This window comes from Cupriavidus sp. C3SS-1 (assembly GCF_057073755.1).
On sequence record NZ_CP172699.1, the window covers coordinates 811,508 to 824,819 of the forward strand.

The following is a 13,312-nucleotide window of genomic DNA, read 5'->3' on the forward strand; positions in this document are numbered from 1 at the left end:
GACAGGTTGCACCGCCGCGGCAGATACGCAGGCGGTGCGGCGCCTCTTCCATCAGCAAGGATCTGATACATGCGAAATCGCATTCTCGTGTCGGCCTGCGCAGCGCTGGCCGTATTTGCCCTGCACATGCCCACGGCCCTGGCCGCCGCCACCGACCAGCTCCACAGCTTCGTTTCCGGCGTCAAAAGCGCGAAGGGCGAATTCACGCAGCGCCAGGTCAAGGGACAGGGCGACACGCTCAAAGTTACCGGCACATCGAGCGGCAGCTTTGTGTTCTCGCGCCCGGGCAAGTTCACCTGGCATTACGCCAAGCCCTACGAGCAATTGCTGCAGGCTGACGGCCAGACGCTCTACATCTACGACAAGGACCTGAACCAGGTCACCGAGCGCAAGCTTGACGGCGCGCTGGGCTCCAGCCCGGCGGCCATCCTGTTCGGCAGCAACGACTTCGAGAAGAACTTCACCGTGAAGAACGGCCCCACGCGCGACGGCGTGGAGTGGCTGGAAATGACGCCCAAGTCGAAGGACACGCAGTTCGAACGCATCGGCATCGGCTTCAAGGGCGGCAACCTTGAGGCGATGGAGTTGCGCGACGCCTTCGGCAACACGACGCTGCTCACATTCTCTGCGATGCAGAAGAACCCGCCATTGCCGGCGGATGCGTTCCGGTTCACGGTGCCCAAGGGCGCCGACGTGATGAAGCAATGAGGCGCGCCATGTCTGCACTGAAACCGGTGTTTTCCGCCCTGGTTGTCGTATCCGGGCTGTCCGCCTGCGCGACGACGGGAGGCGGCAAGTTCGATGTCGATTCCTTCCTGCGGGCTTCCGACACGGCGCTGCCGGAAGTGCTCGGCAACCAGACCTTCCTGTCCGCGACGCGCGTGCCCGCGAACGAGTGCGCGACCATGCTGCAATCGGCCAGCACCGGCGTGCTGGAAGACCTGCCGCCCAGCAGCAGTGCACGCGGCCCGGCCTGGGTGCTGCATCCCGCTGGTGCGCCCGGCAAGGTCTGGCTCGTCACCAGCGAAGCCGGCGGCGAGCGGACCTGTCACGGCCCGCTGCCCGCCGATGCAATGAAGGCCCTGGTCGACCGGGCCAAGGGCTGATCAGCTAGCCGTGCTGCCCATGTGCGCGTAGCGCTGGCGCGGCACCGGCAGCGCCTTGAGTTGCTCGCGCCGGATGCGGATCGCTTCGGCGTCGCCGCGCTTGATGGCGGTGCGAAGCTTGAGTACGGCTTTGCGATATTGCTTCTTCTTTCGAACCCTGGTGGTGATGGCCATGGCAGGCAGTCTCCGTCTGGTGAGAAAAGCAGTGGGACGGCCGGGGCAGCCGGCACGACCGTACGTGCCATGGTACTGCCGGCGATTCATGCGGGCGGTCGCTGCCCAAAAGATTCAGATCGGCTTGCCAGGAAACTGAATGCCGGTCGACCCTGTCCCACCATAGAGGTCGCGGAAACAAAGGGTCGCGACAGACTGAAGTTATCGGACCAAGGAAAAGAATATGCTCTCCGTCCTTCGTCGGCGTGCACTACACACGCTAGCCTTCGCAGCGGCGCTTGGCGCACTGGGCGCCGGTTGCGCGGCGGCGCCATCAGCATCCTCCTCGGGGAGCGCCAGCCCTGTCACGACCGCAGGGGCTACCAGCCCGGCCCAGGGACCCTCCCAAGGCCCCACGCGCAGCCCGACAGGCCCGCAGGGCGCGCTGGGTTCGCCGGAAGGCTGCCAGGCCGACAAGCTTGGCGACGACAGCCTGGTCGGCAAGACCGAGGCCGAGGCCATCGCAATGCTGCAAGGCTGCGCATGGCGACTGGGCGAGCGCGATGGCCAGCAGTATCCCGGCACCATGGACTACAACCCGCAGCGCCGCACGCTCGGCATCACGTCAGGCAAGGTGGCGTGGGTCCGTCGCGGCTAGTTGCCCACCGCTGCTCCTGAGCAGCGTCAAACATGACACAAATGTAATTTGACCGCCTAAACGGGAATGATTATTTTTTCGGCTCTATCCGAATAAGCAAGGCGAGCCAGGGCTGGTTCGCCGCCATCACTGGGGAAGAGCCATGCGTGTCACCGCCACTATTTGTCGTCTGCTGCCCTGGTCCGCAGCGCTTGCCGTCCTGATGCAGCCGCTTGCCGCGACCGCGCAGGAAAAGGTCCTCAACCTCTACACGGCGCGCCACTATCAGACCGACGAGGCGCTTTACGCCAATTTCACCAGGCAGACCGGCATCAAGATCAACCGCATCGAAGGACAGGAGGATCCGCTGCTGGAGCGCATCCGAAGCGAGGGCGCCAACAGCCCGGCGGACGTGTTCATCACGGTGGACATCGGCCGCCTGTGGCGCGCGCAGCAGGCGGGCGTGTTCGCGCCGGTGAAGTCAACGGTGCTGGCGTCTCGCATTCCTGCGAACTACCGCGATCCTTCGGGCGAGTGGTTCGGTTTTTCCGCGCGGGCGCGCGTGATTGCCTACAACAAGACGGCCGTGAAGCCTGGCGATATCGGCCGCTATGAGGACCTGGCCGACCCGAAGTGGAAGGGCAAGGTGTGCACGCGCTCCGGCGGGCATGTCTATAACCTGTCGCTGGTCTCGAGCCTGATTGCGCACGATGGCGAGGCCAGGACCGAGCAATGGGCCCGCGGCGTTGTGGGCAACCTGGCGCGCGCGCCCAAGGGCGGCGACACCGACCAGCTCAAGGCCGTGGCCGCCGGCGAATGCGATGTGGCCATCGCCAACACGTACTACATCGCCCGCATCATGAAATCGACCAGGCCCGAGGACAAGGCCGTGGCCGACAAGCTTGGCGTGGTCTGGCCGAACCAGGGCAGCCAGGGCGCGCATATGAACATCTCCGGCGGCGGCATGCTCAAGCACGCGCCCAACAAGGAGGCGGCCGTCAAATTCCTGGAATACCTGGCCAGCGACGACGCGCAGCGCTACTTTGCCGACGGCAACAATGAGTGGCCGGTGGTGCCGGGCCTGAAGGCCGCCAATCCCGCGCTCGAGGCCATGGGCCCGTTCAAGGCGGATGCCATCAACGTGGGCGAACTCGGCAAGTACCAGCCGCAGGCCCAGAAACTGCTGGACCGCGCGGGCTTCAAGTAATCGCTCGGATCGGCTCTCAGAGCAGGAAGCGCTTGTTGCCGGTCACCTCGGTCGGCTCGACCTTGCGGAAGGTGAGCTTCACGCTGCTGTCGAGGCGCCGGCCGGCCTGTTTGCGCCGCAACGCGCGTTGGATCAGGCCCTTGTGCCCCACGGTCCCCTCTGCGTAGGGCTGGCCGCTGCCGATCTCCAGCGCCCCGGCGGCCAGTGCGGCATTGCGCTCGGCCGCGCTCTTTTCCAGCAGCTTGTCGAGTGCCAGCCGCGCGCGCACCTGCGCCGCCAGTCCGGCATCGGATGGATTGGCGCGGGCGCGGTCGGCATCCCGCGGCAACTGCACCTTGCCGGCCAGCCGTCGCAGCGCCGCGCGCAGCTCGGCGCCATCCATCTTGTTGTCCAGGACAATCCCGACCGCGTCATGACGGAGCAGCGGTTCGGCATCGGCCATCCTGCGCAGCAGCACGGCCGGCAGGCCGGGTGCGCTCAACTGGCGCGAGCGGCGGATGGCGTTGATCGTGATGCGCCGGATCTGCGGGTTGGCATGATCGGCCAGGTCGGCGAGCACGCGCTGTGCGGTGCCTGGCGAGTCGATCATTTCGGCCAGCTGGCCGGCCAGGGAAACTTCCTCCACGCTGCTGAGCCTGCCCTTGCCAACCAGCCGGTTCATCTTGAAGACCAGAAAGTGATACTTCAGCATAATTCCCCAAGGCGATCTGTGGCCGCGTGGTGGGTGGCGACGTCTGGCCGGCCCAGCCCTTAGCCTTGTCTGTTGTCCCCGGACGATGGAAATTTCACGTGGCGGCGAGAAGGCGCGTTCGCCATCAAGGGAATCCGGATCCGGCCAAGCCCGGATATCGGCAGCCTGCGTTCCGGACTTGAGGGAAATCAGGAATCCGCGCCCCGGCGAATCGTTCGCGACAGCAGCACCACCGGCAACAGCCCCACGGCGACGATGACCAGCGACGCCGTTGCGGCCTCGCTCAGGCGTTCGTCGGAGGCCAGGTTGTAGGCCTGGACCGCGAGCGTATCGAAATTGAACGGGCGCATGACGAACGTGGCCGGCAGCTCCTTCATTACGTCGACAAACACGATCAGCGCAGCAGTCAGCAGGCTGCCGCGCAGCATCGGCAAATGGACGCGGCGCAAGGTGGCGGCCGGGCCGTGGCCAAGGCTGCGGGCCGCGGCGTCCATGCTGGGCGTGATCTTGCCCAGCCCCGCATTGACGGTCTGCAGCGCGACGCCCAGGAAACGCACGAGCAGCGCATAGACCAGCGCGGCAATGCCACCGGTCAGCAGCAGGCCGGCCGCAATGCCGAACTGCTGCTGCAGCCAGCCCGACAAGGCGTTGTCGAGCCACGCCACCGGCACCAGCACGCCGACCGCGATCACGGAGCCTGGCAGCGCATAGCCCATGCCGCAGAGTCGCGTCAGTCCGCGCACCAGCCAGCCGCGACGGGCGTTGGCGGCGCGTCCCGCATAACCGATCGCCAGCGCGATGACGACGGCGACCAGCGCCGTGGTGCCGGCCAGCAGCACGCTGTTGCGGATCAGGCCGAAAAAGCGCGGGCCGAGCTGCGCATCGCCATCGGTCAGCGCCATGCGGCACAGCATCAGCGCCGGCATCAGGAAACCCAGCAGCACCGGCGCCGCGCAGGCGAGCAACGCCAGCCAGCCACGCACGCCGGGGAGCGGGTCAGCCGGCGCCCTGCGCTGGTTGCCGTAGACCTGTGCGCGCCCACGGCTGGCGCGCTCTGCCAGCAGGATCGCCATGACAAAGGCCAGCATGCAGGCCGACAGCTGCGCGGCGGCGGTCTTGTCGCCGAGCGAGAACCACGCGCGGTAGATCCCGGTCGAGAACGTCGGGATGGCAAAGTAGGCGACCGTGCCGAAATCCGCGAGTGTTTCCATCATCGCCAGCGCGGTGCCGGCGACGATGCCGGGCCGCGCCAGCGGCAGCATCACGCGCCACAGGCGGCTGCACGTGCCATGGCCGAGCAGCCGGGCGGCTTCGAGCGTGTTTTGCGTCTGCTGGAGGAAAGCCGCGCGCGCGGTCAGGTAGACATAGGGATAAAGCACCAGCGAGAACAGCGCGATGGCGCCGCCCAGCGAGCGGATCTCGGGGAACCAGTACTCGCGCGCCTTCCAGCCAGTGAGCGCGCGCACCCAGGCTTGCACCGGGCCGGCGAACTGCAGCGCGTCGGTGTAGGCGTAGGCGACCACGTAGGCCGGCATGGCCAGCGGCAGCACCAGCGCCCACTCCATCAGACCGCGTCCGGGAAAACGGTAGGTCGTCACCAGCCAGGCCGATGTCACGCCAAGCCCCAGCACGCCGCAGGCCACGCCGAGCAGCAGCCACAGCGTGTTGGCGACATACTCGGCCAGCACCGTGTCGACGAGGTGGCGCCAGGTCTCGCTGGCCGGAGCCAGCACGCTGGCGGCCACGAACACGATGGGCACGGCCACGAGCAACGCCATGGCGAGCGCGGCAAGGGTCAGCGGATGCAGGCGGCGATGACGGAGCAGTAGCATGCGGACGGCGCGCTGGGCGACTGGAACAGCCGGCCATTCTAGCAACGTGGGCGTCGTGCGGGCCACATCGCGCCAGTCCCTATAATTCGCGGATGCGAGCCGATTCCTTCACCCCATCGGGCGCCAGCGCGCCCGTCATTGCTCCGGTCCTTGACGTCGACAACATCCGGCATGCCTTCGGCCGGCACGTCGTGGTCGATGGCCTGTCGTTCCGGCTGGCCCGTGGCAGCATTGCCTGCCTGCTGGGCCCGAGCGGCTGCGGCAAGACCACTGTGCTGCGCGCCATTGCCGGCTTCGAACCGTTGCAGGACGGGCGCATCGCGCTGGACGGCACGCTGGTGTCCTCCGCGGGCTACGCCGTCCCGCCCGAGCAGCGGCGCATTGGCATGGTGTTCCAGGACTACGCACTGTTCCCGCACCTGAACGTGGCCGACAACGTTGCCTTCGGGCTGAAAGGCGTGGGGCGTGCAGAACGCGCGGCCCGCGTGGCGGAAGTGCTCGCACTGGTCGGCTTGTCCGGCACCGGCGCCAAGTATCCGCATGAGCTGTCGGGCGGTCAGCAGCAGCGCGTGGCGCTGGCGCGCGCACTTGCGCCAAGGCCGGAACTACTGCTGCTGGACGAGCCATTCTCGAATCTCGACGTCGACCTGCGCGAGCGGCTGAGTCTGGAGGTGCGCGACATCCTGAAGGCGCAGGGCACCACCGCGATCCTGGTCACGCACGACCAGTACGAGGCCTTTGCCATGGCCGACGAGATCGGCGTGATGCATGGCGGTGCAATCGAGCAATGGGCGAGCGCGCATGCACTCTATCACCGCCCGGCCACGCGTTTCGTGGCGGACTTTGTGGGGCAGGGCGTGCTGATGCCGGGCCGCATGCTGGCCAATGGCGAGATCGGGCTGGAACTGGGCACGCTGCGCCCCGCGGTGCCTCTTGGCTTGCCCGATGGCGCGCCGGTCGATGTGCTGGTTCGCCCCGATGACATCGTGCACGACGATGCCAGCCCGCTGCGCGCCGACGTTGTGCACAAGGCGTTTCGCGGTGCCGAGATCCTCTATACGCTGCGCCTGGCCGGCGGCGGAAAGGTGCTCGCACTGGTGCCGTCGCACCACGACCACGTAATCGGCCAGCCGATCGGCATCCGCGTGGAGATCGAGGACGTGGTGGCGTTTCCGGCCGCCGCGCAGGCCTGACGGGACAATGGTCTACACTGTCACGTTCCCCGGCGCCGCTGGCGCCCACCACGCCGATGCCTTGCAGCGGGCGCGTGGTCTTGCGATTTACGAGGCCTGAATACCGTGGCGGACACGCTGTTTTCCGATTCTTCCGACCGTTCCCGGCAACCGCTCGCCGAGCGCCTGCGTCCACGCAATATCGACGAGGTGATCGGCCAGCAGCACTTGCTCGGCGCGGGCAAGCCGCTGCGCGTGGCGTTCGAGTCCGGCGAGCCGCATTCGATGATCCTGTGGGGGCCGCCCGGCGTGGGCAAGACCACCCTGGCGCGGCTGATGGCCGATGCCTTCGACGCGGAATTCATTGCGCTGTCGGCCGTGCTGTCGGGCGTGAAGGACATCCGCGAGGCCGTGGAGCGCGCCGAGCAGTTCCGCGCGCACGGCCGCAGCACGCTGGTGTTCGTCGACGAGGTCCACCGCTTCAACAAGAGCCAGCAGGATGCGTTCCTGCCGCACGTGGAGAGCGGACTGTTCACCTTTATCGGCGCGACCACCGAGAACCCGTCGTTCGAGGTCAACGGCGCGTTGCTGTCGCGCGCCGCGGTGTATGTGCTCAAGAGCCTGGACGATGCCGAGCAGACGCAGCTCGCGCAGCGCGCCAGCCAGGAACTGGGCGGCATCACCTGGCAGGACGAGGCATTGAAGCTCATCGTGGCCTCCGCCGACGGCGATGGCCGCAAGCTGCTGAACAATATCGAGATCGTGGTGCGCGCCGCGCGCAACGCCGGCAAGAGCGAGATCGACACCGCCCTGCTCGGCAGCGCGCTGTCCGAGAACCTGCGCCGCTTCGACAAGGGGGGCGATGCGTTCTATGACCAGATCAGCGCGCTGCACAAGTCGGTGCGCGGTTCCGATCCCGATGCCGCGCTGTACTGGTTCTGCCGCATGATCGACGGCGGCGCCGATCCGCGCTACCTGGCGCGGCGTATCGTGCGCATGGCGTGGGAGGACATCGGCCTGGCCGATCCACGCGCCGCGCGCATCACCCTGGATGCGGCCGAGACCTATGAGCGCCTGGGCTCGCCCGAAGGCGAACTCGCGCTCGGCCAGGCGCTGATCTACCTCGCCGTTGCGCCCAAGTCCAACGCCGGCTACAACGCGTACAACGCGGCACGCGCGTTCGTGTCCAAGGACAAGTCGCGCCAGGTGCCCGTGCACCTGCGCAATGCGCCGACGCGGCTGATGAAGGAACTCGGCTATGGCCACGCCTACCGCTACGCGCACGACGAGCCCGAGGCTTATGCCGCCGGCGAACACTACTTCCCCGACGACCTGAAGGCACAAGGCTGGTACCAGCCGGTACCGCGCGGCCTGGAGGGCAAGATCGCCGAGAAGCTCCGCCATCTGCGCGAACTGGACGACGCCTGGCACCGCGAGCACCGCGGCAAGGGAAAAACCGGCGAATAAGGCGGCAAGCCCGCACAGTTCCGAGGCGTCAGGGCGCGCGGGTGAAGTAAAATGGCGGGTCCGCCGGCATGTCGCCGGCCCCGCACTTCACACCGCAACATGCTCGACATCCAGCTGTTCCGCAAAGACATCGACGCCGTGGCGCAACGCCTTGCCACGCGCGGCTTCCAACTCGACGTAGCGGCCTTCCAGGCGCTTGAAAGAGAGCGCAAGCAACTGCAGACCCAGACCGAGGAACTGCAGTCGCGCCGCAACAGCCTGTCCAAGCAGATCGGCATGCTCAAGGGCAAGGGCGAAGACGCCTCGGCCGTGATGGCGGAAGTCGGCGGCATCGGCGATACGCTCAAGGCCTCCGCCGCGCGCCTGGAGGAAATCCAGGCCAATCTGTCGGAACTGATGCTGTCGATCCCGAACCTGCCGCACGAAAGCGTGCCGGTTGGCAAGGACGAAGCCCAGAACGTCGAAGTGCGCCGCGCCGGCGAGCCGCGCCAGTTCGATTTCGCGGTGCGCGACCACGTCGACGTGGGGGACAAGCTCGGCCTCGACTTCGATACCGCCGCCAAGGTGACCGGCTCGCGCTTCTCCATGCTGCGCGGCGGCATGGCGCGCATGCATCGCGCGCTGGTGCAGCTGATGCTGGACACGCACACGCAGGAGCATGGCTACACTGAGATGTACGTGCCGTACATCGTCAACGCCGCGTCGATGCGTGGCACCGGCCAGCTGCCCAAGTTCGAGGAAGACCTGTTCAAGGTGCCGCGCAAGGTCGGTGGCGAGGATGGCGAGCGTACCGAGAATTTCTACCTGATCCCGACCGCCGAGGTGCCGCTGACCAACATCGTGCGCGATGCCATCGTCGCGGGCGACAAGCTGCCGCTGCGTTTCGTCGCGCATACGCCGTGCTTCCGCTCGGAAGCGGGCTCGTACGGCAAGGACACGCGCGGCATGATCCGCCAGCATCAGTTCGACAAGGTCGAACTCGTGCAGGTGGTGCCGGCCGAGCAGTCGTTCGACGCGCTGGAGCAGCTGACCGGCCATGCCGAGGCGATCCTGAAGAAGCTCGGCCTGCCGTTCCGCACCATCGTGCTGTGCACGGGCGACATGGGCTTCGGCGCCACCAAGACCTATGACCTCGAAGTCTGGATCCCGGCGCAGAACACGTACCGCGAAATCAGCTCGTGCTCGAACATGGGCGATTTCCAGGCGCGCCGGATGCAGGCCCGCTACCGCGTGGGGCAGGGCAAGCCGGAGCTGGTCCATACGCTGAACGGCTCCGGCCTGGCCGTTGGCCGGACGCTGGTCGCCATCCTCGAGAACTACCAGAACGCCGACGGGTCCGTCACCGTCCCGGCCGCGCTGCAGCCTTACATGGGCGGCTCCACGCGACTGGAACCGGAACTGTAAAAAAATTGCACGCCAGCCTATTGCGCTGGCTGGCTCAATCTGTCTATAATCTTGGTTTCGCTGCACGGCGACCAAGTTACCGGAGAGGTGGCAGAGTGGTCGAATGTACCTGACTCGAAATCAGGCGTACCGGCGACGGTACCGTGGGTTCGAATCCCACCCTCTCCGCCAAACAAAAAGCTGCCGATTGTTCGACCACCGGCAGACAAGAAAACTGTAGTAAAACTCAGACCGACTCTTGCGCAAGCAGGCGTCGGTTTTGTTTTTTGTGCGCCGGTTTTTCGCAAGCCCTATGCCGGGCATCGATATGAGCCGATAGTGCTACCCATGCGTACGCGTTCACCGGCTCCGAGCGGGCCGTATTTCCGAGGGCAGCCGATGACATCCACCCCCGCAGATCGTCCGCGTTTCCAGGGCGATCCCGATGAACTGCCGCGCGATGCCGACCTGGTGCCCGGCATGCCGTACCGGCACTACAAGGGCGGTGCCTATGCCGTGATCGGCGTGGGCCGCTTCGAGGCCGACCTGTCCCCCGTGGTGGTCTATGAAGCGATGCGCGATCGTTCGCTGCTGTGGGTGCGTACCGCGGACGTCTTCAGCGAGCCCGTGGCGACGCCGCAAGGCACGGTGCCGCGCTTTGCGCCGGACTGGCCCGCTGCATTGGCCTGCCTCGATTTCCTGCCGCGCAGGGCAGTACTCGATGTGCTGGCCTTGTATGACGCCCCCTATCGTCGCTATCACGACCGGCGCCATGTGCTGGAAATATTCGAACAGGCCCGGGTCCGCGGCGTGATGCTGAACCCGGCCCAGGCGCTGGCGGCGCTGTTCCATGATGCCGTCTATGTCCCCGGCTGCGAACACAACGAGGCTGCGTCGGCCTCGCTGATCCCGACCATGGCACCCGGCGTCGATGCGGCTACGGTCTCGCTTGCCGCGCAGATCGTGCTGGATACGCGCACGCATGAGGCCACCGTCGCGGAGTCGGCGGCGGTGCTCGATCTCGATCTGTACCGACTCGCCGTGTCCGCGGAAGATTTCGACGGATACAGCCTTGCCGTCTTTGAAGAGAACCGCGCCTTGCTGGCGGCGCGCACGGGGCTGTCGGGCGATGCGCTGATGCAGGCCTTTCGCGAGCGCCGGGCCGCTTTCCTGTCCACGCTGGCACAGCGTCCGCGGTTGTTCGTGACGGACGCCTTCGCCGATTGCGAGGCACTGGCCCGCGCCAACATTGCGCGCGTTGCGGGCGGCTGAATACCGGCACGAGACACGAGAGCAATCATGGACGCGCGGGGATTCCAAAGTGACGGACACTGGCTGATCCCCGCCAATGTGCTCGGCGTGCTGGCGCTGTTCGCGCTGGCTGTCTTGCTGCTGTTCTGGCTGGTCCCGCTGTTGCTCATTCTCCTGCGGCCGCTGGTGAGCCGGCTGGATGCCTGGCGCGCCGAGGGCGCGTCGGCATTGGCCAGGCGTACTGCCGACGAGGGCGGACGCGCTTCGCGGTTTCGTGTGGTGACGCTGCGGGTGCTGGAGCGCGACGCCGCCGAGTTGCTGCTCGTCGCGGCCGCGGGCGCGGTCCTGTTGGCATGCGGCGGCGCGCTGCTCTGGCTGGTCGACGGGATTGCCGAGGAGCGGGGGCTGTTCGTCCTGGACCAAGCGGTATTCGCGCAACTGCGCGCGTCGCGGCAAGGCTGGCTCGACGTCGCCATGATCGCCGTCACCGAGCTTGGCGGCGCACAGGTCTCGGTGGCGGTAGGCGTCGCTGTGTTTGCGTGGCTGGCGTGGCGGCGAGCATGGGCCACCGCGGCGTACTGGGCAGTTGCCCTGCTTGGTGCGCGCGCGTGCGTGGTGGCGCTCAAGTTCGGCCTGCAGCGCCATCGTCCGGCCAGCATCTACAGCGGGCTGGAGTCCTACTCGTTCCCCAGCGGCCATGCCACCAGCAGCATGGTGACCTATGGCTTCCTGGCGTTCCTGATCTGCCTGCGCCAGCCGTGGCGCGTGCGCGTCCCGGTGTTGTCACTGACCACCGTGGCCGTGACGGCGATCGGCCTGTCGCGGCTGTACCTGGGCATGCACTGGCTGTCGGATGTAGCGGCCGGGTTTGTGCTCGGGCTTGCGTGGATTGCACTGCTCGGCACCGCCTACATCACGCTGCATGTGCCGGCGCGCTTGCCGGCATGGCAGCTTGGCACTGTCGCGGCGGTCACGGTCATGACGGCCGCCGCTTATCTGGTGGCATTCCGCCTGCCCGGACGGATCGCGCAGTATCGCCAGGCGGGTGCGCTCAGTGTCCAGGTTCCGGCTGCGGCCGCGGCGTCGCCTGGGCTGTCGTCGTCCCGGCCGGCAGACGCGACACCAGCAGCTGATCGATCTTGTGATGGTCGATGTCCAGCACTTCAAAGCGAAAGCCGGCCACGGTGATCGATTCGGATTTCTTCGGGATGCGCTTGAGCGCGTAGATCACCAGTCCCGCCACGGTATCGACGTAGTCCTCGCCGGGCAGCGAATCGAGTTCAAGTGCTTTTTTCAGGTCGATCAGCGGCGTCAGGCCGTCCACCAGCCACGAGCTGTCGTCGCGCCGCACGATCTGCTCGTCTTCGCTTGAATAAAGGATGTCCCCCATCAGCGCGCCGACGATGTCGTCGAGCGTGACGATGCCGACCACCAGGCCGTACTCGTTCATCACCACGGCAAAGCTCTGGTGCATCTCGCGAAAGCGGGTCAGGGCTTCGGACAAGGTCAGCGTGTCGGGGATCACCAGCACGTTCTTGTCATGGTGCCTGCCGATATTGCCTATCACGGTCGCGGTTTCGTCGGCCAGCAGCAATTGCAGGATGTCCTTGGAGTCGATGTAGCCCTGCACGTTGTCGAGATCGTGCCCGCATACCGGATACTGCGCGTGCGGCTGGCTGACAAGCTTGCGCCGCACGCTGTCGGCGGTCTCGTCCAGGCTCAGGTAGACCACGTCGTCGCGCGGCGTCATGATCGCCGTGACGCTCTTGGAATCGAGCTCGAACACGTTCTCGATCAGGCGAATCTCGTGCTTGAGCAGCACGCCGGCCTCGGCGCCGGCATCGACCATGGCGGCGATGTCCTCGGTGGTGATCTGCTCGACGGTCTTGGTCGGGAGGCCGAACAGCCGCAGCGTGGCATCGGCCGCGGCGTTGAATACGAACACCAGCGGCTTGAGCACGCGCAGCAGCATCAGCATGGGATCGATCACCGCAAGCGCGCACGCCTCGGGAAAGCTCATGGCGATGCGCTTGGGAATCAGGTCGGCAAACTGGATGAACAGCAGCGTCACGATCAGGAACGAGCCGATATTCGCGATGCGCTGCGCAATGCCGACCTCCATATAGGGCGACAGTCCCGCGAGCACCAGGTCCGACACATGCTTTTCACCGAGGATACCGGCCAGGATCGCAACGCTGTTCACGCCGATCTGGACGATGGTGAAGAAGTTTCCGGGCTCTTCCTTGAGCAGCAGCACCTTGGTGGCGCGGCGATCGCCGCGTTCGGACAAGATCTGGAGCTTGGTGCGGCGGGCGGCCGTCAACGCAATCTCGGAAATCGAGAAGAAGGCGCTGATCAGGACGAGGAGGAGCAGAATCAGTACGAACATGGCTGGATACGGGCACCGTTCGGG

12 protein-coding genes, 1 tRNA gene and 1 pseudogene are annotated in these 13,312 nt (G+C 66.4%); 10 read left to right on the top strand and 4 right to left on the bottom strand.

Annotated elements, in window-relative coordinates:
- Positions 1–69: 69 nt before the first annotated feature.
- Both lolA and ACIGJC_RS03820 read left to right on the top strand, forming a co-directional pair.
- Positions 70–708, top strand: a complete 639-nt coding sequence (gene lolA, locus ACIGJC_RS03815; RefSeq protein ID WP_483710701.1) for an outer membrane lipoprotein chaperone LolA — start codon at positions 70–72, stop codon at positions 706–708.
- Positions 709–716: 8 nt separating this feature from the next.
- Positions 717–1,106 carry a hypothetical protein gene (locus tag ACIGJC_RS03820; protein ID WP_483710702.1) on the top strand — a complete coding sequence of 130 codons (390 nt, stop codon included), beginning with the start codon at positions 717–719 and terminating at the stop codon, positions 1,104–1,106.
- Here the strand turns inward: ACIGJC_RS03820 and ACIGJC_RS03825 are convergent, their stop codons facing one another.
- The gene (locus ACIGJC_RS03825) at positions 1,107–1,280 is read right to left on the bottom strand and encodes a hypothetical protein (RefSeq protein ID WP_483710703.1); all 174 of its coding nucleotides are present in this window, start codon (positions 1,278–1,280) and stop codon (positions 1,107–1,109) included. It lies immediately after the preceding gene.
- 223 nt (positions 1,281–1,503) lie between these two features.
- On the opposite strand from ACIGJC_RS03825, the gene ACIGJC_RS03830 reads away from it, so the two are divergent.
- Both ACIGJC_RS03830 and ACIGJC_RS03835 read left to right on the top strand, forming a co-directional pair.
- On the top strand, positions 1,504–1,917 hold the full coding sequence (locus ACIGJC_RS03830) for a hypothetical protein (protein ID WP_483710704.1): 414 nt from the start codon (positions 1,504–1,506) through the stop codon (positions 1,915–1,917).
- Positions 1,918–2,059: 142 nt separating this feature from the next.
- Positions 2,060–3,103, top strand: a complete 1,044-nt coding sequence (locus ACIGJC_RS03835) for a Fe(3+) ABC transporter substrate-binding protein (protein WP_483710705.1) — start codon at positions 2,060–2,062, stop codon at positions 3,101–3,103.
- A 16-nt stretch (positions 3,104–3,119) separates the two neighbouring features.
- Here ACIGJC_RS03835 and ACIGJC_RS03840 read toward each other — a convergent pair whose 3' ends face one another.
- Entirely contained in the window at positions 3,120–3,794 is a 675-nt protein-coding gene (locus ACIGJC_RS03840; protein WP_483710706.1) for a hypothetical protein, read from the bottom strand.
- A gap of 188 nt (positions 3,795–3,982) precedes the next feature.
- A complete protein-coding gene (locus ACIGJC_RS03845) occupies positions 3,983–5,626 on the bottom strand; it encodes an ABC transporter permease (RefSeq protein WP_483710707.1) in 1,644 nt (547 codons plus the stop codon).
- Between the two features lie 92 nt (positions 5,627–5,718).
- Between ACIGJC_RS03845 and ACIGJC_RS03850 the strand changes: the two genes are divergently transcribed.
- The 6 genes and pseudogenes from ACIGJC_RS03850 to ACIGJC_RS03875 form a co-directional block, all read left to right on the top strand.
- Positions 5,719–6,819 carry an ABC transporter ATP-binding protein gene (locus ACIGJC_RS03850; protein WP_483710708.1) on the top strand — a complete coding sequence of 367 codons (1,101 nt, stop codon included), beginning with the start codon at positions 5,719–5,721 and terminating at the stop codon, positions 6,817–6,819.
- 105 nt (positions 6,820–6,924) lie between these two features.
- Positions 6,925–8,265 (top strand): replication-associated recombination protein A, encoded by a 1,341-nt coding sequence (locus tag ACIGJC_RS03855; RefSeq protein WP_483710709.1) that lies wholly within the window; start codon positions 6,925–6,927, stop codon positions 8,263–8,265.
- 99 nt (positions 8,266–8,364) lie between these two features.
- Positions 8,365–9,669 carry a serine--tRNA ligase gene (serS, locus tag ACIGJC_RS03860; RefSeq protein WP_483710710.1) on the top strand — a complete coding sequence of 435 codons (1,305 nt, stop codon included), beginning with the start codon at positions 8,365–8,367 and terminating at the stop codon, positions 9,667–9,669.
- 81 nt (positions 9,670–9,750) lie between these two features.
- Positions 9,751–9,840, top strand: a tRNA-Ser gene (locus ACIGJC_RS03865).
- 207 nt (positions 9,841–10,047) lie between these two features.
- The gene (locus ACIGJC_RS03870) at positions 10,048–10,920 is read left to right on the top strand and encodes a DUF1653 domain-containing protein (RefSeq protein ID WP_483710711.1); all 873 of its coding nucleotides are present in this window, start codon (positions 10,048–10,050) and stop codon (positions 10,918–10,920) included.
- 453 nt (positions 10,921–11,373) lie between these two features.
- Positions 11,374–11,739, top strand: a pseudogene (locus ACIGJC_RS03875) (phosphatase PAP2 family protein); the annotation flags it as partial.
- A 211-nt stretch (positions 11,740–11,950) separates the two neighbouring features.
- On the opposite strand, the gene paeA reads toward ACIGJC_RS03875, so the two are convergent.
- Entirely contained in the window at positions 11,951–13,288 is a 1,338-nt protein-coding gene (paeA, locus tag ACIGJC_RS03880; RefSeq protein ID WP_483710712.1) for a polyamine export protein PaeA, read from the bottom strand.
- Positions 13,289–13,312: the final 24 nt, after the last annotated feature.